The sequence below is a fragment of the Pseudomonas sp. E1BtOHC1 genome (assembly GCF_058744285.1).
The window spans coordinates 2244606-2262632 of sequence record NZ_CP196023.1 but is presented as its reverse complement, the minus strand read 5'-3'; the positions used below and the strand labels follow the sequence as shown (position 1 = coordinate 2262632).

The 18027-nt window shown below is 63.1% G+C and carries 16 protein-coding genes; 8 read left to right on the top strand and 8 right to left on the bottom strand.

Features of this window, described 5'->3' with window-relative positions:
• The first annotated feature begins 3 nt into the window (after window positions 1-3).
• From bufB to ACSSVC_RS10390, 3 genes are read left to right on the top strand one after another with little or no spacing between them, the layout of a single operon-like run.
• Window positions 4-894: an MNIO family bufferin maturase gene (bufB, locus tag ACSSVC_RS10400; RefSeq protein WP_346635843.1), complete on the top strand. Its 891-nt coding sequence runs from the start codon at window positions 4-6 to the stop codon at window positions 892-894.
• Entirely contained in the window at window positions 891-1661 is a 771-nt protein-coding gene (locus ACSSVC_RS10395) for an HvfC/BufC family peptide modification chaperone (protein ID WP_346635844.1), read from the top strand. The genes bufB and ACSSVC_RS10395 overlap by 4 nt, the downstream gene beginning before the upstream one ends.
• Before the next feature lie 2 nt (window positions 1662-1663).
• Complete coding sequence (locus tag ACSSVC_RS10390; protein WP_492612252.1) at window positions 1664-2170, top strand: DoxX family protein; 507 nt, start codon at window positions 1664-1666, stop codon at window positions 2168-2170.
• A gap of 12 nt (window positions 2171-2182) precedes the next feature.
• Here ACSSVC_RS10390 and ACSSVC_RS10385 read toward each other — a convergent pair whose 3' ends face one another.
• A complete protein-coding gene (locus ACSSVC_RS10385; protein WP_346635846.1) occupies window positions 2183-3091 on the bottom strand; it encodes a LysR family transcriptional regulator in 909 nt (302 codons plus the stop codon).
• A 104-nt stretch (window positions 3092-3195) separates the two neighbouring features.
• Between ACSSVC_RS10385 and ACSSVC_RS10380 the strand changes: the two genes are divergently transcribed.
• The 3 genes from ACSSVC_RS10380 (at window position 3196) to ACSSVC_RS10370 (ending at window position 6372) form a co-directional block, all read left to right on the top strand.
• Window positions 3196-3795 carry a short chain dehydrogenase gene (locus ACSSVC_RS10380; protein WP_346635847.1) on the top strand — a complete coding sequence of 200 codons (600 nt, stop codon included), beginning with the start codon at window positions 3196-3198 and terminating at the stop codon, window positions 3793-3795.
• Window positions 3796-3968: 173 nt separating this feature from the next.
• Window positions 3969-4646 (top strand): COG3650 family protein, encoded by a 678-nt coding sequence (locus tag ACSSVC_RS10375; RefSeq protein ID WP_346635926.1) that lies wholly within the window; start codon window positions 3969-3971, stop codon window positions 4644-4646.
• Window positions 4647-4758: 112 nt separating this feature from the next.
• Window positions 4759-6372 carry an NAD(P)/FAD-dependent oxidoreductase gene (locus tag ACSSVC_RS10370; RefSeq protein WP_402889490.1) on the top strand — a complete coding sequence of 538 codons (1614 nt, stop codon included), beginning with the start codon at window positions 4759-4761 and terminating at the stop codon, window positions 6370-6372.
• Window positions 6373-6504: 132 nt separating this feature from the next.
• On the opposite strand, the gene ACSSVC_RS10365 is transcribed toward ACSSVC_RS10370, so the two are convergent.
• The gene (locus tag ACSSVC_RS10365; protein WP_346635849.1) at window positions 6505-7599 is read right to left on the bottom strand and encodes a PLP-dependent cysteine synthase family protein; all 1095 of its coding nucleotides are present in this window, start codon (window positions 7597-7599) and stop codon (window positions 6505-6507) included.
• A gap of 323 nt (window positions 7600-7922) precedes the next feature.
• Here ACSSVC_RS10365 and nhaA point away from each other — a divergent pair, with 323 nt between their 5' ends.
• Window positions 7923-9110, top strand: coding sequence for a Na+/H+ antiporter NhaA (nhaA, locus tag ACSSVC_RS10360; RefSeq protein WP_346635850.1), 1188 nt, complete (start codon window positions 7923-7925; stop codon window positions 9108-9110).
• A 78-nt stretch (window positions 9111-9188) separates the two neighbouring features.
• Here nhaA and ACSSVC_RS10355 read toward each other — a convergent pair whose 3' ends face one another.
• On the bottom strand, window positions 9189-9653 hold the full coding sequence (locus ACSSVC_RS10355; RefSeq protein WP_025127763.1) for an outer membrane lipoprotein: 465 nt from the start codon (window positions 9651-9653) through the stop codon (window positions 9189-9191).
• Window positions 9654-9827: 174 nt separating this feature from the next.
• Here ACSSVC_RS10355 and ACSSVC_RS10350 point away from each other — a divergent pair, with 174 nt between their 5' ends.
• The gene (locus ACSSVC_RS10350) at window positions 9828-10064 is read left to right on the top strand and encodes a hypothetical protein (RefSeq protein WP_123727741.1); all 237 of its coding nucleotides are present in this window, start codon (window positions 9828-9830) and stop codon (window positions 10062-10064) included.
• Between the two features lie 10 nt (window positions 10065-10074).
• On the opposite strand, the gene pdxH is transcribed toward ACSSVC_RS10350, so the two are convergent.
• The 5 genes from pdxH to dinG all read right to left on the bottom strand — a co-directional run bounded on the left by pdxH (window position 10075) and on the right by dinG (window position 18026).
• The gene (pdxH, locus tag ACSSVC_RS10345; protein WP_346635851.1) at window positions 10075-10722 is read right to left on the bottom strand and encodes a pyridoxamine 5'-phosphate oxidase; all 648 of its coding nucleotides are present in this window, start codon (window positions 10720-10722) and stop codon (window positions 10075-10077) included.
• A gap of 23 nt (window positions 10723-10745) precedes the next feature.
• Window positions 10746-11990 (bottom strand): OmpA family protein, encoded by a 1245-nt coding sequence (locus ACSSVC_RS10340; RefSeq protein ID WP_404938450.1) that lies wholly within the window; start codon window positions 11988-11990, stop codon window positions 10746-10748.
• Window positions 11991-12130: 140 nt separating this feature from the next.
• A complete protein-coding gene (locus ACSSVC_RS10335) occupies window positions 12131-13276 on the bottom strand; it encodes a serine hydrolase domain-containing protein (protein ID WP_346635853.1) in 1146 nt (381 codons plus the stop codon).
• 112 nt (window positions 13277-13388) lie between these two features.
• Window positions 13389-15788: a beta-galactosidase gene (locus tag ACSSVC_RS10330; protein ID WP_492612251.1), complete on the bottom strand. Its 2400-nt coding sequence runs from the start codon at window positions 15786-15788 to the stop codon at window positions 13389-13391.
• A 93-nt stretch (window positions 15789-15881) separates the two neighbouring features.
• The gene (gene dinG, locus ACSSVC_RS10325) at window positions 15882-18026 is read right to left on the bottom strand and encodes an ATP-dependent DNA helicase DinG (RefSeq protein WP_102878618.1); all 2145 of its coding nucleotides are present in this window, start codon (window positions 18024-18026) and stop codon (window positions 15882-15884) included.
• Between the last annotated feature and the right edge of the window lies 1 nt (window position 18027).

Sequence of the window (18027 nt, the reverse complement as noted above, 5' to 3'; positions counted from 1 at the left end):
ATGATGAACACAGCCCTGATCCAGCGTCCCCGCCACGACATTCAGGCGTCCGCCTCGTGCCTGCCGCCCCGTGCAGGCCTGGGGCTCAAGAGCGAACACTTCAAGGATGTCCTCGAACAGCGACCCGATGTCGGTTTTTTCGAGGTGCACGCCGAGAACTACATGGTGGCGGGCGGGCCCTTCCATCATTACCTGGGGTTGATCCGCGAAGACTATTCGCTGTCGTTGCACGGTGTCGGCCTGTCCATTGGCGGCGAAGGGCCCCTGGACACCGAGCATCTGCAGCGCCTGGCGGTCTTGATCGAGCGCTATCAACCCCAGTCCTTTTCCGAACACCTGGCCTGGTCCAGCCACGGCCCGGTGTTTCTCAATGACCTGCTGCCCCTGGCCTACGACGTGCCGACCCTGCGGCGGGTCTGCGAACACATCGATCAGCTGCAGAACCATCTGGGGCGAACCATGCTGCTGGAGAATCCGGCCACCTACCTGCAATTCCAGCGCTCGACCCTGGACGAAACGGACTTCATCCAGGAGGTGATCCAGCGCAGCGGCTGCGGCCTGCTGCTGGACGTCAACAACCTCTACGTTTCCTGTATCAATCACCAACGCGATCCCCTGGCCTATCTGCAGGCACTGCCGCTGCACGCCGTGGGCGAGATTCATCTGGCCGGGTTCGCCGAAGACCGAGACAACCTCGGTGACCGTCTGTTGATCGACGATCACGGCGCTCCGGTGGACCAGGAAGTCTGGGCCCTGTATCGGCAAACGCTGAAGAGGATCGGCCCCATGGCCACCCTGATCGAGCGGGACAATCAGGTGCCGAGCCTGGCGACCCTGGTGGTCGAGGCCGATCAGGCCCAGGCGTTGCTGCAGCGTGCCCGGGTGCAGCCATGAGCAGCCAAGCCGCCTTTGCCAACGCCCTGCTGAGCAGCGAGGCGATCTGTCCTGCGGGGCTGTGCAGCAGCAACGGCGCCGATCCGGCCAGCCGCTTCGCGGTCTATCGCAACAATGTGCAGAGCTCGTTGATCAACGCCCTTTCGGCGACCTACCCGGTGGTGGCGCAACTGGTGGGCCAGGCCTTCTTCGACGCCATGGCCCGTCACTATGTGCAGGACTTCGCGCCCCACAGCCCCTTGCTCAGCGACTACGGCCAGGACCTGGGCGACTTTATCCAGGGCTTTGCTCCCGCCGCCGCCCTGCCCTATCTGGCCGATGTGGCGCGCCTGGAACGGCTGCGGGTCGAGGCCTATCACGCCGCCGACGCACGCCCCCTGGACCCGGCGCACCTGGCGGCGGCGATGAGCCGGCCAGACAGCCTCGGGCAGGTGCGCCTGCTGTTGCATCCGTCGCTGCGCACCCTGCACTCACACTTCGCCGTCGTCAGCTTGTGGGCCGCTCACCAGAGCGAGGCGGCGTGGCCTGCGTTCGACCTGTATCAGGGCCAGTACGCCCTGGTGCTGCGCAATGCCCTGGAGGTGGAGGTCATCGCGCTGGACGCCGGCAGCGCCACCTTCATCGACAGTCTGCACAACCACTGGCCGCTGGAAATCGCTGCCGCCTATGCCCTGGATGCCCAAGCCGATTTCGACCTGGGCCAGTGCCTGGGCCTGCTGCTGGGCCACGGCGCCGTTATCGACCTGCAACCTCACCAAAAGGCTTGACCATGAACACCCAGAATCCTGCCCCCGTTAGTGGACTGCTGAACCGAATCATTCAAGGGTTCGAGCGTATTCCCTACAGCCTGATTGCCTTTATCGCGCGGTTCTCCATCGCCGCGGTGTTCTGGAAATCCGGCCAGACCAAGGTCGAGGGGCTGGCCATCGACCTGATCGACGGCACCTTCCAGCTGGGCTGGCCGCGTCTGGCGGATTCGACCATTCCCCTGTTCCAGAGCGAATACCACGTGCCGCTACTGACGCCGGAAGTAGCGGCGCACCTGGCGGCCTTTGCCGAGCATTGTTTCCCGGTGCTGATCCTGCTGGGCCTGGCCACGCGCTTTTCCGCCCTGGCGCTGCTGGGGATGACCCTGACCATCCAGTTGTTCGTCTACCCGGATGCCTACCCGACCCACGGCACCTGGGCGGCCATCCTTCTACTGCTGATGGCCAAAGGCCCGGGCGTGTTCTCTCTCGATCAACTGCTCGCCCGTCGCTATCGCCGCGCGCTGTAACGACGAGCGGCCCTAGAGGCGATCCAGGGCCTCGCCGCTGCGGCGGAACCAGTCCATCAGGTAATCGGCCAACACCTGGGTACGCTTGGGCAGGCCGCCCTGATAGGGATGCACCAGATACATCGGCATGCTGCGGGTCTGGTAATCCCGCAGCAGCCAGCGCAGGCGACCGTCGGCCAGATCGCTGTGCAGCACATAGGAAGGCAGCCGGGCGATGCCTGCTCCCGCCAGGGCGGCTTTCTTCAGCAGGTTGTAGTGGTTGCTGGCGAAGGGCCCGCTGACGCGCACTCGCAACAGCTCGTGGCGCTGGTGATACAACCATTCCTCCCGTCCGCTGTAATGACTGTTGAGCAGACAGCGATGTTCGGCCAGCTCCCGGGGAGTCTGCGGCTCGCCGTATTGCTCAAGGTAAGCCGGGCTGGCACAGGTCATCTCATGCCAGGCCAGCAGCGGCCGGGCGACCAGGCGCTGATCATTGGCCACCTCCGAACGCACCGCCAGGTCAAACCCCTCCCGGGCCAGGTCGCGGTAACTGTTGCTCAGGTCCAGCTCGATCTGCACCTGGGGGTAGTGCCGGGAGAACTCCAGCAGCAGGCCATCGAAAAAGGTCTCTCCCAGGGACACCGGAACCGTCAGGCGCACCGGGCCGGCCATATCGTCCTTGAGCCGGGCCAGGGCCTGATGGGCCCGCTCCACTTGGACCACCAGCGCCTGGGCCTGAGGCAGAAGCGCCGCGCCGGCGGCGGTCAGGTCCAGGCGACGGGTAGTACGTTGCAGCAGTACCACGGCGTAGCGGGCTTCCAGGGCGCTGATGCGCTTGGACAACTGACCCTTGCTGCACCCCAGTTGCTGGGCAGCCAGGGTAAAGCTGCCCGCCTCCACCAATACTGCAAATGCCGCCAGGTCATCCATCTCGCTCACGGATTGTTTCCATTTGAAAACCAAAGGTTGCCTATTAGCGCGTTAATCCACAAAAAAAACCACTCTAGACTGCAACCTCGTCCCCCCCCTTTGAGGAACAGCCCATGAAAATTCTCTTGATCGGTGCCAACGGCACCATTGGCTCGGCGGTAGACCGGGAACTGTCCCAGCGTCACGAAGTGATCCGTATCGGCCGCACCAGCGGTGACTTCCAGGTGGATATCAGCGACAGCCAGTCGATCCGCGCGCTGTTCGAAAAGACCGGGCGCTTCGATGCGCTGGTGTGCGCCGCCGGTAACGTCACCTTCGCACCGCTGGGGGAAATGACCGCCGAGCACTTCAGCCTGGGCCTCAAGGACAAACTGATGGGCCAGGTCAACCTGCTGCTGATCGGCCGCGAATACGCCAACGACGGCGCCTCCTTCACCTTCACCACCGGCGTGCTGAGCCACGACCCGATCCGCAGCGGCGCCTCGGCCGCCCTGGTCAACGGCGCCATCGACAGCTTCGTGCGGGCCGCCGCCATCGAGCTGCCCCGGGGCCTGCGAGTCAACTCCATCAGCCCCAACGTGCTGCAGGAAGCCATGGGCAGCTACGCCCCCTACTTCCGCGGCTTCAAGCCGGTGCCGGCGGCCGACGTGGCCCTGGCCTACGCCAAGAGCGTGGAAGGCCTGCAGACCGGCCAGACCTACCACGTCGGTTGATCCGGCTTGTGTAGGGCTCGCCAGCGAAGGCGTCCTCCCGAACCACACAAGGCTTCAGGGCCTCTTCGCCGGCAAGCCGACTCCTACGGTTGATGGCGCTGCCGCGTTCAATCCGGGGTTGTGGTGACCGGGCGGGCTGCGTAACGTGTCGGCTTCCGCTTGGAGGCCCAATGATGCGCACCGCCCGTTCACTGCTTTGTTTCGCCCTGTTGCCGCTGTTTGCCGGCTGCCAGATGTTGCCGATGTTCAACTCACAACCCGAGGCGCCATCCATGGCCGGGCTGACCCGGATGCAGGGGGAACTCAGTGCGGCAGACGGCAAGTTGCTGTTCAAGCCCTGCACCGAAGATCGCCGTTATGTGGTCCGCGACGGCGGCGATACCAGTGTGCTGCAAGAGGCCGCTACCCTGGCTGAGAAACAGGGCAAGCTGTTCGCCGACCTGCGAGGCAAGTTTTCCGCCAGCGGCAGTAGCGACGGGCAGTTGAACCTGCGCCAGCTGTATCGCATCGAACGTTCCGGCAGTGCCTGCAACGACCCGAATTTCCAGCGTCTGATCCTGCGGGCCGGCAGCAAGAACCCGGCCTGGAATGTCGATGTCAGTGCCAAGGGCATGATGATCGAGCGCGCCGGCCAACCAACCCTGGCCCTGCCCTATCTGGAAGAGCAACTGGGCGACGGTCGTTTCAACCTCACCAGCGAGGCCAATCACCAGCGCGTGGAGCTTTGGGTCGCACCGCAACGCTGCGTCGACCCCGTTACCGGCAGCGTCCAGCACCTGAGCGCCGAGCTGCGGGTGGATGGTCAGGTCCAGCGCGGTTGCGGCTATTTCGGCGGCTCGCGCAACGACTGATTCGACGAGCAGCGGTTTTAGCCTCACGGCGACGGTGGATTGCGGCTTATAATCGCCGGTTTGTGCAAAGCAAGCCGGCGCACTGTTGCGCACCGCCTACCCGGATCCTGTCATGTTACGAATCACCGAACTCAAGTTGCCGATCGACCATCCCGATGAAGACCTGCGCGCCGCTATCGTGCAGCGCTTGGGGATCGCCAGCGATGACCTGCTCGATTTCACCTTGTTCAAACGCAGCTACGATGCGCGCAAGAAGTCTTCCGAGCTGTGCTTCATCTACACCATCGACCTCAACGTGCGCGACGAAGCGGCGCTGCTGCTCAAGTTCGCCGACGACCGTAACGTCAACCCGGCGCCGGATGTCAGCTACAAGGTGGTGGGCCAGGCTCCGGCAGACCTGAACGAACGACCGATCGTGGTGGGTTTCGGCCCTTGCGGCATCTTTGCCGGCCTGTTGCTGGCCCAGATGGGCTTCAAGCCGATCGTCCTCGAGCGCGGCAAGGAAGTGCGCCAGCGCACCAAGGACACCTGGGGCCTGTGGCGTAAAAGCGTGCTCAACCCCGAGTCCAACGTGCAGTTCGGCGAAGGCGGCGCCGGGACCTTCTCCGACGGCAAGCTCTACAGCCAGATCAAGGACCCGCAACACCACGGCCGCAAGGTGCTCCACGAGTTCGTCAAGGCCGGTGCGCCGGACGAAATCCTCTACGTCAGCAAGCCGCACATCGGCACCTTCCGCCTCACCGGCGTGGTGGAAAACATGCGCCAGCAGATCATCGCCCTGGGCGGTGAGGTGCGCTTCGAGCAGCGGGTCACCGACGTGCTGATCGAAGACGGCCAACTGCGGGGCGTGGAACTGGCCAGCGGCGAACAACTGCACTCCCGGCACGTGATCCTGGCCCTGGGCCACAGCGCCCGCGACACCTTCCGCATGCTCCACAGTCGTGGCGTGTACATGGAAGCCAAGCCGTTCTCGGTGGGCTTCCGTATCGAACACCCGCAATCGCTGATCGACAGCGCGCGCCTGGGCAAGTACGCCGGCCACCCGAAACTCGGCGCCGCCGACTACAAGCTGGTGCACCACGCCAAGAACGGTCGCTCGGTCTACAGCTTCTGCATGTGCCCGGGCGGCACCGTGGTCGCGGCCACCTCCGAGCCGAACCGGGTGGTGACCAACGGCATGAGCCAGTACTCGCGCAACGAGCGCAATGCCAACTCGGGCATCGTGGTAGGCATCACTCCTGAAGTGGACTACCCGGGCGGCCCATTGGCGGGCATCGAACTCCAGGAACGCCTGGAGTCCCACGCCTTTGTCCTGGGTGGCAGCAACTATCAGGCTCCGGCGCAGCTGGTGGGCGACTTCATCGCCGGCAAACCCACTACCGCTCTGGGCAGCGTCGAGCCGTCCTACAAGCCGGGGGTGAGCCTGGGCGATCTGGCCCTGGCCCTGCCGGACTTTGCCATCGAAGCCATTCGCGAAGCCTTGCCGGCCTTCGAGCGGCAGATCAAGGGCTACTCCCTGCACGACGCGGTGTTGACCGGGATCGAGACCCGCACCTCATCGCCGCTGCGTATCACTCGTGACGCATCGATGCAGAGCCTGAATGTGAAGGGGTTGTATCCAGCCGGTGAAGGCGCCGGTTATGCCGGGGGGATTCTTTCCGCCGGTGTGGACGGGATTCGCATTGCCGAAGCCGTGGCCCGGGACATCCTCGGGATTCAGGCCTGACGGACGGGCCCTTTCGCCAGCAAGCCGGCTCCTACCGTCTACCGTAGGAGCTGGCTTGCCAGCGAAGGCGTCATCCAGAACAACGCACGGCTCAAGGGCCCCTTCGCCGGCAAGCCGGCTCCTACGACAGGTTCAGATGCCGGCGCGCAATACGCTGGCGGGTAGTGCCTCGCCACGTTCGACACTGGCCGCTACCGAATCGATCAAGGCATCCAACTCATACCCCTGCTCCGCCAGCCACTGCTTATCGTAGTAAGTGGTCGCATAGCGCTCGCCACCGTCACAGAGAATCGCCACGATCGAACCCGTCTCGCCCGCGGCGGCCATCTGCTGCGCGGCCATCAATGCGCCGATCAGGTTGGTGCCGCTGGAGCCGCCGACCCGGCGACCCAGGCGCTGGGCCAGGTAGTGCATGGCCGCCAGGGACAAGGCATCCGGCACCTTGACCATGGCGTCGATCACCTTGGGCAGGAAGGAAGCCTCGACCCGTGGCCGGCCAATGCCTTCAATCCGCGAACCGCAATCCAGACGCAGACTGGCATCGCCGCTCTGGTAGAAATCAAAGAACACCGAACGCTCGGCGTCGGCACACAGCACCCGGGTGCTGTGCTGGCGATAGCGCACGTAGCGGCCCAGGGTCGCAGTAGTGCCGCCGGTGCCCGGACTGGAGATCAGCCAGCTAGGCTCCGGGTAACGCTCGAAACGCAACTGCTGGAAGATCGACTCGGCGATGTTGTTGTTGGCCCGCCAGTCGGTGGCCCGCTCGGCGTAGGTGAACTGGTCCATGAAGTGGCCGCCGCTCTCCCGAGCCAGGCGCTCGGATTCGGCATAGATCTGCGTCGGGTCCTGCACCAGATGGCTCTTGCCGCCATAGAAGGCGATCTGCGCGATCTTTTCCTGGGAGGTAGTGGCTGGCATCACGGCAATGAAAGGCAGCCCCAGGAGACGGGCGAAATAGGCTTCGGAAATCGCCGTGGACCCACTGGAGGCCTCGATCACTGGCGCGCCGGGCTTGAGCCAGCCATTGCACAGGGCATAGAGAAATAACGAGCGGGCCAGGCGGTGCTTGAGGCTGCCGGTGGGATGGCTGGATTCATCCTTGAAATACAGTTCGATACCCGGCTGGCCTGGAAGCGCCAGCGGAATCAGATGGGTGTCGGCACTGCGCTGGAAGTCGGCTTCGATGATGCGGATGGCCTCACGGGCCCACTGGCGATTGTCGCTCATGTTCTATTCTCGTCGGATCGAACGCCGTACCGGCGCAAGAAAATGAAATGCACCCAGCTTAGGTGATCCGGGTTCGGCGCAATCAGGTGATTGTTCCCTGGAGGAAAACCATCTGTAAGCCCCTGGCGACGGACATGTTAGGAAATATCTCCAGCCCCTGACAGGTACAGCTGGGAAGCAATTGGAAACACAACTGCAAGGGAGCTTTTTCAGCAGGCCGCTTGCCTGCTACATATAACAAAAAAGAATATAACTTTTGTTTTAACAACTAACTGTACGGGTTAGGGTGTGCCACCTTTTTTAGATTTAGATGGAGAGCGACCTTGCCTCTGCGTAGCACTTTCACTCGTTTCTTTGCCATGGAAGCTGCCAGCGGTCTGTTATTGATCGCCGCTGCCATCCTGGCTCTCATCATCAACAACTCACCACTGTCCTGGCTGTACAACGGCTTGCTGGAAACCCCGGTAGTGGCCCAGATCGGTGCCTTGAAGATTGCCAAGCCGTTGTTGCTGTGGATCAACGACGGCCTGATGGCCCTGTTCTTCCTGCTGATCGGCCTTGAGGTCAAGCGCGAAGTCCTGGAAGGCCAGTTGTCCAAGCCTTCGCAGATCGTCCTGCCAGGCCTGGCAGCCATTGGCGGCATGCTGGTACCGGCCCTGATCTACTGGTTTCTCAACCGTGACAATCCGGCGGCACTCAATGGCTGGGCGATTCCGACGGCCACTGACATTGCCTTCGCCCTGGGGGTCCTGGCTCTGCTGGGCAAGCGTGTCCCCACGTCGCTGAAGCTGTTTCTGATGACCCTGGCGATCATCGATGACCTGGGAGCCATCGTGATCATCGCGATCTTCTACTCCGGCGCCCTGTCGACCCTGTCGCTGATGCTGGCGGCCGCCTGTATCGCTGCGTTGGTGGCGATGAACCGAATGGGGGTGGTGAAACTTGGCCCCTACATGATCATCGGCCTGATCCTCTGGGTCTGCGTGCTCAAGAGCGGGGTCCACGCGACGCTGGCCGGCGTGACCCTGGCCTTCTGTATTCCCCTGCGTACCCGCAATGCCGAACCCTCGCCGGCCCAGGCACTGGAACATGCACTGCATCCTTGGGTGGCGTTTGGCATCTTGCCGCTGTTCGCCTTCGCCAACGCCGGCTTGTCCCTGAGCGGCGTAACGCTTGAGAGCTTCACCCACCATGTACCTATGGGGATCGCCATCGGCCTGTTGCTGGGCAAGACCATCGGCGTGTTCGGCCTGAGCTGGCTGGCGATCAAGACCGGGCTCACCTCCCTGCCCGCCGGCGCCAACTGGGGACAGGTGCTCGGTGTGGCGATTCTGTGCGGGATCGGCTTCACCATGAGCCTGTTCGTCGGCTCCCTGGCCTTCGTGCCCGGTAGCAGCGAATACGCCGGCATGGACCGTATGGGGATTCTCACCGGCTCGTTGCTGGCCGCACTGATCGGTTATGCGGTTACCGCCGCCGCCAGCCGCAAGAACACGGCGCTGACCTCCTGATCAAGCAGGATCAGCCAGCCTGAAAACACAAAACCCCGATCAGTTGCCTGGTCGGGGTTTTGTTTTGTAGCAGAAATATCAGCGGGTAACGCGGCTGGTGCCGTTGACACTCATGATGCGCACGCGATCACCAACACGGAACACTTCGTTTTCCTGTACCTGCTGAACATAGGCACGCATGCTGCCGTCGTCTTCACGGACAGTGATCTCCACGCCCTGGGTACGGGTCAGACCTTCTTCAGTGGCCGAACCCAGCAGGCCGCCAGCTACCGCACCGATCACCGCAGTGACGATGCTGCCACGGCCGCCGCCGATGGCGCTGCCGCCCACACCGCCGATAACAGCACCGGCAGCACCGCCGATCGGGGTCTTGGTACCTTCGATTTTCACTGGACGCAGGGACTCGATGGTGCCCATGCGTACGGTTTGCACACGACGCGCTTCATCACGGGAGTAAGAGTCACCGGTCAGGTTTGAGGCACAGCCGCCGAGCAACATTGCCATCGTGGTGAAAGACGCAACCAGCAAAACAGACTTACGCATAGGATCAACTCCAAAGGACAGATGGACATTAGACTCCGCAGCTTGACGCCTGTCACGGCGCAGCCCGGATAAAATTGGTTTCATTCAGCCAAAGTACAGACTGTATGAACGCTGAACCTTCTCAATACGGTAACGCCGGTTTCCAGCATAGCGCCACCGAGCAAAGGATTTTTCATGGATTACTTCATCATCATCGTGACCACCATCGCCGGCCTGTATTTTCACTGGTGGCTCTACGTGCGCATCAAGCGCTGGGTGGACCGGGACCTGGCCTTGTCCCTGGCCGGAACCGATGAACAGAAGAAGCAATTCATGCTGCAACAGCTGGCCGAGGCCCAACGCCAGAAAGTAAAACGCCGGGACCTGCCGCAATGGCTGGAAGCCGCCGCGGCCGGTTATCCCGGCGAGTGATCTGCGCGTTTCAGGGGGCCAAACGTTCCCGGCTCCACTGCCCCGCCTGCAGGCGATAGTTCAAACGGTCATGCAGACGGCTGGGACGCCCCTGCCAGAACTCGATGCGCTCGGGCAGCAGGCGATAACCACCCCAATGTTCCGGGCAATCGGGCTGGCTATCGCTGAAGCGCGCCTCAGTGGCCTTGAGCAACTCCTGCAACTGGTCGCGATCGGCGATCACCCGGCTTTGCGGTGAAGCCCAGGCCCCCAACCGACTCCCCAGAGGGCGCACCTGATAGTAGGCATCAGACTCCTGAGGAGTGACCTTGACCACCCTTCCTTCGATCCGAACCTGACGCTCCAGGGTCGGCCAGAAGAAGGTCATGGCGGCAAAAGGGCGCGCGGCCAGTTGCTCGCCCTTGGCGCTTTCGTAGTTGGTGAAGAAGGTGAAACCCTGTTCATCCAACCCCTTGAGCAACAAGATGCGGCAATGGGGACGACCGTCGGTATCGACAGTCGCCAGCGTCATGGCATTGGCCTCTACCGGTGGTTGCTCGGTTTTCACCGCATCGGCAAACCACTGGTGAAACAGCGCAAAAGGTTCGCCCGGGGCCTGGGCCTCGGACAAACCATCGCGGGTGTAATCCCGGCGCATATCAGCCAGAGACTGAGTCATGCCTGCTTCCTTATCCTTGAGAATCAGTTTTTAGCCTGAGCGGTAGCCGTAGTTTTCTTTGCTGGAGCTGCGGCTTTCTTCGCTGGAGCCTTCTTGGCTGCCGGCTTCTTGGCAACGGTGGACTTCTTCGCTGACGCTGCGGCCTTTTTGCCGGTGGCGGCAGGAACGGGCGGCTTGGCGTCCTGCACGGCGACCATTTCGGTCTCGGACGGCGTCGGCTGGTTGTATTTGCTCAGCAGGCCCAACATGGTGCTGCGCTGGGTCAGCATGATTTCCACTCGACGGTTCAGCGAACGGCCTTGAGGACTGTCATTGGCTGCACGTGGCATGACCGAACCCATGCCACGCAGCATCAAGCGGTCCTGTTTCAAGCCACTGAGGCTGAAGATGGCAGCAACAGACTGGGCGCGATCACGGCTCAGCTTCTGGTTGGCCAGGGTCGGGCCAGTCGCATCGGCGTGGCCGAGAATCAGTACGGCAGTCTTGGGATCGCCTTCAACGGCCTTGGCCACGCGAGTGAATGGGCCCAGGGTCACCGGCAGCAGCATGGCTGGACGGTCCGGGTTGAAGGACGCGTCGACCAGCGCAGTCACTACCAGCACATTTTCACGACGCTCTATTTGCAGCTTGCTGTCCTTAACGGCTTCACGCAGGCGTGGCTCGTAGTCGTCCAGCCAGGCCTGGGTGATTTTCGGGTCGGGCATCGGGATGTCCGCCACGTTGACCTTGCTCAGTGGCTTGGGTTGGCTCTTGGCAAACGGCCACCACCAGTGGGTCTCGGAGTCTGCGGCCTTGGCAACTTCTGGAGCCGGAGCCGGCTCGGCCTTTTTGGCCTCAGCCACAGGCTTGTCGGCGGAATCCTTGGAAGAGAACGGCCACCACCAGTTGCTGCTCTCGGCCTTGGCGGCAGGAGCGGCAGGTGCTGCGGCTACAGGGGCAGGAGCAGGAGCTGGCTCGGCTGCTGCCGGCTTGGCGGCAACCGGAGCTTTGCCAGCTGGCGCCGCCTGCTTCGCGGAAGCGGTGGTTTTACCGGCAGCGGCCGCAGGAGCTGCGGGCTTGGCCGCCACTGCCGGCTTGCCCGCAGGAGCGGCAGGAGCTGGCGCTTCGGCTGTGACGGGTTTTTCAGCGGCCTGCGGGGCTTCCTTGCTGCTGGCCTTATCGGACCCGAACGACCACCAATGGCCGCCATCCGCTTCATTTTGTGGGGTTTGTGCACAACCAGTGACGGTCAGGCAGATGGCCAAGGCTAGAGACTTGTTCGACGACATGGGATATCCACAAAATGAGATAAAAAATTCGGTCTACATGACCGGTACAAACAGACGCTTGGAAATTATAAAAGCCACAGGGTTCCGTCCTGCAGCTTTCCAAGCATGTTTAAGCAAAAAAGTTCTTAACAGCAACCTTTTTACAGACAATCCGACAAAACCCGCACCAGCTTCTGTGCCCGGGGGTCCATCAATACATAAGGCCCCAGGGTATTTGTCACAAAACCGAATGCCACATCATGCTCAGGGTCAGCAAAACCGATGGAGCCCCCGGCCCCCGGATGCCCAAATGCCCGCGCGCCCAAGCCAAAAGTGGCATTGGCCACCTGAGGCTGGTCGAGCATGCAACCCAGGCCGAAGCGGGTCTGGGTCAACAACGTCTTGTCCATGCCCAGGCTGTGCTCTCGGGTCAGCTCTTCGAGCATATCGGCTTCCAGCAAGCTGCCATCGAGCAGGCCGCTGTAGAACCCGGCGAGGCTGCGGGCATTGCCGTGACCATTGGCCGCCGGTTGCTGCATGCGCCGCCACTCGGGTTTATTGGTGCTGGTCAGGATAGACGGTGGATTGGTAAACGCCCGGGTAGTCATCGCATCCGGCTCGCGCATGGTCACTTGCAGCAGGCGCTGCGCCGCGGCGTCACCGACATTGCCTTTGCCACGGGCGATATGTGCCACCCGATGGAATTCCTCGTCAGCCAGGCCGACATGGAAGTCCAGCCCCAGAGGCGTGGCGACCCGGGCCACGATGGAGTCTCCCGCCCCGCGCCCATCGGCACGCCGGATCAACTCGCCGACCAGCCAGCCATAAGTGATGGCCGCGTAGCCGTGGCCCTCTCCCGGCGTCCACCAGGGCTGCTCGGCGGCCAGGGCATCGACCATGGTCTGCCAGTCGTAGAGGGCCTCGGCAGGCAGCAACTCGCGCAGGGCCGGCAAGCCCGCCTGATGACAGAGCAATTGGCGCAGGGTAATGGCGGCTTTGCCTGCCGCGGCGAACTCCGGCCAGTAATTGGCTACCGGCGCATCCAGCTTGAGCTTGCCTTCGGCCACCAATTGCAGGGCGGTGACCGCAGTGAACGTCTTGGTGCAGGAGAACAGGTTGGCGATGGTATCGCTGTGCCACGCCTCGGCACCGTCCTTGTCGGCGGTGCCGGCCCACAGATCAATGACCGTTTCCCCGCCGATCTGGATGCACAGCGCCGCGCCGCGCTCCTGGGGATCTTCGAAAAGCGCCGCGAAGGCTTCGCGTACCGCCTCGAATTTAAGTTCGTAATGACCTTGAATCTGCACCCTGACTCTCCCCACGACAATGCTCGACAACGTGGCGCGCATTGTTCCAGCCCTGAACCGATTTGGGAACAACCGACAGGGCTCCGCTCATTGATCCAGAGCCCTGGACAGATCAGTGGCCGTTGCCGGAGTGGCCACCGGCGCGCGCGCCCGCTTCCTTGGCTCCGCGGCCCTTGCCCTCATCCCCGGAGCCGTGTTCGGCAGCCGCTGCCTGTTGTGCCTGGACTCGGGCCTTTTGCGCCTCCTTGCCCAATTGATCCACAGCCTGCAGGTTGCTCTTGCGCACGCTGTCGACAAACCCCTGGAAGGGCACATCGGTAATCCCCACCAGACCAAAATGGCCGTTTTCACCATCCAGCAGACGCCCGGTTACAGGCTGGTCGAGATACTGGAACCAGTGCACACCGACAATCGATGGCTCGCTCACAGCCTGCTTGAGGAAATTGGCGTAGGCCGGTCCACGATCTTCCTCCCGGGCCAGTTCGGTCACGCCGCCCCAGAACGGGCCACGGTCCCGGGAGCCGAAATTGAACTCGGTCACCAGCACCGGCTTGTCCAGGCTGCGCAGGTACGCAAAGTCCTGACCGTCCTGAGGCTTGAGGGTGTACATGTTGAAGCTCAGCACATCGCAGTACTGGGCACAGGCCGCCACCGCTTCGGGGTTGCTGACGGCAAAGCGCCCGCCCAGCAGCAGATGGTTGGGGGCATGCCACTTCAGCGAGTCGGCGATGGTCTTGAAATAGGTCTCGGCAAAGACTTTCTGGAAATACTTGAAGTCAGCCTCGATCTCCGGGTGCTCGGGACTTGGCTGCGGCGGTACGAACCCCGGGTCTTCCATCAACTCCCAGGCCGGCAGATCGATGCCCCAGGCTTTCGACAGGCCCGCCTGATTGCGGTATTTGTCCCGCAATTGCTTGAGGAAGGCCCGTTTGGCCGGCACATCGGTGGTCAGGCGCAGGGTGCCGTAAGCCAGGGCATAGCGGGCTTTCGGATCGTCACCGGGGCCGGCCCAGGCCAGCTCGTTGTCGGCAAAGTAGCCGATCAGCCAGGGATCGTCCCGATGGTCGCGGGCGGCGATGGCCACGGCGCGCTCAGTGGCCATGGCAAAGCGCGGATCGAAAGGGTCCGGCATGCCGCCCCACCAATCACTGCCCGTGCTGATGCTGGCGTAGTCACCAACGATGGACAACGGCAAGGTGTAGGCCACCCGGTCAGCCAACCCCAGCGCCGGCGCGCTCCAGTTGCCGATGGTGTTGAATCCCCAGGCCTGCAAGCGGTCCAGGGTGTGGCTGACCCAGCGTCGCTCATCGAAGGCCGGTGTCGCACATGGGACTGCGGCGGCTTCAGGCGCCGCTGGCTTGGGCTCGTTACTGGAGGCTTCGGCCGGGGCTTCGCTGCCCATCGCACAGGGGGCGCTGTAGGTGCGTTGCAGGTTGGCCCGATAGAAGTCGTACCAGCGGCCGGCGTTATAACCACGTCCCTGGTCGGCGCCGTTGCCGCCACGGTTGTCGCCCTCACCGTAGTAGCTCGCCAGAGGCTCGCCGTTCTTGGGCAAGGCGCTGAACATCCACTCACGCCCGGCGACATAGGTCTGGCTGTTGTCCGGGGCTACGGTGTTGACGCCCAGGGAGTAGAACGGGTGACCTTGCGGAGTCACCAGGAACCAGCGGCCATCACGTTTTTCCGTGCGGAAGAAGCCGCTGGCCTTGAAGCTCGGGCCCTTGTCCCAGCCGCCGAACTTGTCCAGGGAAGTCTTCTCGCGCTCGCCAAGCCACGCCTTGAGTTGCTGCTGCTCCTTGGCATCGGCCGCCTTGAGCTGATCGTCGCTGGCGATCTTTTCCGGCCAGCGGGCCCGGGTCGACTGGCCGTAGCCATCCACCAGAGAACTGTAGACCGCCCTGACCACGCCCTCGCCATCCTGCACGCCAAAACGTTCGAGGAGGATACTCTGGGCGGCTTTGGGGCTATCCAGAGACAAGGTCACCGACACCACCTGGCTGCGGTCCAATTGCCCTTCGCTGCTGGCCAGCAGGATGCGCTGGCCGTCCACGGTCATCGGCATCGGCGGTGCGGCCTTCATGCCCTGGCTCAGAGGAGTACTGGCCACCAGCGGCACCAGCAGGGTCTGCGCCGGACCCGCCGGCAGATCGACGCGGCTGACCAGGGTCTTGCCGTCGTTGCTTTGAATGGTCACATAGAGGGTCAAGGCCCAGTTCATCGCGCTCTGGATGCGTAGGCTCATCATCCCCGACTGCGACCAGTCCCAGGCGCCGCTTTGTGGGCTCAGACTCAGGCTGGGCCGACTGGTCGGGTTGAAGGTGATTCGCCGCAGCACTTCACCTTCGGCCGTTTGCTCCGCATTGGACTGTGGCAGGCTGGCATCTTGTGTCGCCACCTGCACCACAGCGGCAGGCCGGACAAAGTTGAACAGCGTCTGTTGGCCGGCAGGGGCCGCCAGGACGGGGGCGGCAAACAACAGGGCAAGTACAGCGGGCAACGAACGGCGAATCATATGAACCTGGCTCTCCCTAAAGACCGATAAACGGCCGGTGCTGAAGCGGTGACATGAAATAGACAGCACGGCGCGCAAAGGTGCGCGCCTTGCTTAAGATATTTCTCGGCGAAATGGCGGCAAGGCATTGAGGATAGCCTTGCCGTAGCGCTGGGTGACCAGTCGGCGGTCCAGCAGGGTGATGGTGCCGCGGTCCTGCTCGGTACGCAGCAGGCGGCCGCAGGCCTGAACCAGCTTGAGAGAAGCATCCGGCACCGAGATCTCCATGAATGGATTGCCGCCCCGGGCCTCGATCCACTCCGCCAGCGCCGCTTCCACCGGATCATCCGGTACCGAGAACGGAATCTTGGCGATCACCACGTGTTCACAATAGGCACCGGGCAAGTCCACCCCTTCGGCAAAGCTCGCCAAGCCAAACAGCACGCTGGAATCGCCACCGTCGACCCGGGCCTTGTGCTTGTTGAGGGTTTCCTGCTTGGACAGGTTGCCCTGGATGAACACTTGCTTGCGCCAGTCACGGTCCAGGCCGTCGAACACGTCCTGCATCTGCTTGCGCGAGGAGAACAGCACCAGGGTGCCCCGGGAGCCCTCCACCAGTTCCGGCAGGTCGCGGATGATTGCTGCGGTATGCGCCGGTGCATCCCGCGGGTCGGCGCGCAGGTCGGGAACGCGCAACACCCCGGCATCGGCGTGATGGAACGGGCTGGGGACCACCGCCGTCACGGCTTTCTTCGGCAGTCCGGCACGCATGCGGAAGCGGTCGAAGGTGCCCAGGGCGGTCAGGGTCGCCGAAGTCACCAGGGCGCCGTAGGCCACGTTCCACAAATTGCGCCGGAGCATCTCCGCCGCAAGGATCGGGCTGGCATTGACCTCGATGTCGAACAGCGAACCGCTCTCGGCCAGGGTCAGCCAACGGGCCATGGGCGGGTTGTCTTCCGGGTCTTCGATGGTGAACGCGGTCCACAGTTCCCAGTTGCCCGAAGCCCGCGCCAGCAGGCTACCGAACAGCGGATACCACTCTTCGGCCTGGTTGCTGGCGATGCCGATATTGACCTCGCCATCCATGCCTTCCTTGAGCAGCTCGGTGAGGCGGGTGAACAGATCGGTGAGACGGGAGAACCCCTTCTTCAACTCGATGCCCATCTCGCGCATGTGGTCGGGGATCAGCCCGCCGACGAAGCGATGGCGTGGCCGCTCACGGCCTTCCATGTCTTCGCCGGTCTTGAAGTCGGCGATCTGCTCGCAGGCGCTGAACATGAACTGCTGCTGGGTCTTGATCTCCCGCGCCAGCTCCGGCACTTGCTCGATCAAGCGCCCCAGGTCCCCCGGCAGCGGGTGCTGGGCCAGCAACTTGGTGAGGTTCTTGGCGGTCTGCTCCAGCCAGTCGGCGGTGGAGCGCAACCGGGTGTAATGGGCGAAGTGGCCGATGGCCTTGTCCGGCAGGTGGTGGCCTTCGTCGAACACATAGAGAGTGTCGCGCGGGTCCGGCAGTACCGCGCCGCCGCCCAGGGCCAGGTCGGCCAGGACCATGTCGTGGTTGGTGACGATCACGTCCACCTTGCCCATGCCTTCCCGGGCCTTGTAGAAGGCGCACTGGCCGAAGTTCGGGCAATGTCGATTGGTGCACTGGCTGTGGTCGGTGGTCAGACGTGCCCAATCGGCGTCTTCCAGGGCGGTGGGCCAGCTGTCGCGGTCACCGTCCCATTTATTCCCGGCGAGCTTCTCGATCATGCTGGTGAACAGCTTCTGGCTGGCTTCATCGACCTCGATCTTGAAGCCTTCTTCCTCGAACAGCTGGGCGGTGGCGGTCTGGGCGTGACCTTCCTGAAGCAACATGTCGAGCTTGGACAGGCACATATAGCGCCCGCGGCCCTTGGCCAGGGAGAAGCTGAAGTTCAGCCCGCTGTTGCGCATCAGGTCCGGCAGGTCCTTGTAGACGATCTGTTCCTGCAGGGCGACGGTGGCGGTGGCGATTACCAGGCGCTTGCCGGCGGCCTTGGCCGTGGGAATGGCCGCCAGACTGTAGGCCACGGTCTTGCCGGTACCGGTCCCGGCCTCCACCGCGACCACCGCCGGGTCGCCACTGCGCCGGCCCTCGTCGTCGGTGTCGATATCACCCAGGACCTTGGCCACTTCGGCGATCATCAGGCGCTGGCCGTAACGCGGCTTGAGGCTCTTGGCTTCGAGAAAACGCGAGTAGGCGCCCTGGATCGTGGTTTTGAGTTCGTTGCTGATCATG

Excerpts from the sequence above, each read along its gene's own strand:
- bufB (WP_346635843.1), top strand. The coding sequence starts at position 4 with ATGAACACAGCCCTGATCCAGCGTCCCCGCCACGACATTCAGGCGTCC.
- ACSSVC_RS10395 (WP_346635844.1), top strand. The coding sequence starts at position 891 with ATGAGCAGCCAAGCCGCCTTTGCCAACGCCCTGCTGAGCAGCGAGGCG.
- ACSSVC_RS10390 (WP_492612252.1), top strand. The coding sequence starts at position 1,664 with ATGAACACCCAGAATCCTGCCCCCGTTAGTGGACTGCTGAACCGAATC.
- ACSSVC_RS10380 (WP_346635847.1), top strand. The coding sequence starts at position 3,196 with ATGAAAATTCTCTTGATCGGTGCCAACGGCACCATTGGCTCGGCGGTA.
- ACSSVC_RS10375 (WP_346635926.1), top strand. The coding sequence starts at position 3,969 with ATGCGCACCGCCCGTTCACTGCTTTGTTTCGCCCTGTTGCCGCTGTTT.
- ACSSVC_RS10370 (WP_402889490.1), top strand. The coding sequence starts at position 4,759 with ATGTTACGAATCACCGAACTCAAGTTGCCGATCGACCATCCCGATGAA.
- ACSSVC_RS10365 (WP_346635849.1), bottom strand. The coding sequence starts at position 7,599 with ATGAGCGACAATCGCCAGTGGGCCCGTGAGGCCATCCGCATCATCGAA.
- ACSSVC_RS10355 (WP_025127763.1), bottom strand. The coding sequence starts at position 9,653 with ATGCGTAAGTCTGTTTTGCTGGTTGCGTCTTTCACCACGATGGCAATG.
- ACSSVC_RS10350 (WP_123727741.1), top strand. The coding sequence starts at position 9,828 with ATGGATTACTTCATCATCATCGTGACCACCATCGCCGGCCTGTATTTT.
- pdxH (WP_346635851.1), bottom strand. The coding sequence starts at position 10,722 with ATGACTCAGTCTCTGGCTGATATGCGCCGGGATTACACCCGCGATGGT.
- ACSSVC_RS10340 (WP_404938450.1), bottom strand. The coding sequence starts at position 11,990 with ATGTCGTCGAACAAGTCTCTAGCCTTGGCCATCTGCCTGACCGTCACT.
- ACSSVC_RS10330 (WP_492612251.1), bottom strand. The coding sequence starts at position 15,788 with ATGATTCGCCGTTCGTTGCCCGCTGTACTTGCCCTGTTGTTTGCCGCC.
- dinG (WP_102878618.1), bottom strand. The coding sequence starts at position 18,026 with ATGATCAGCAACGAACTCAAAACCACGATCCAGGGCGCCTACTCGCGT.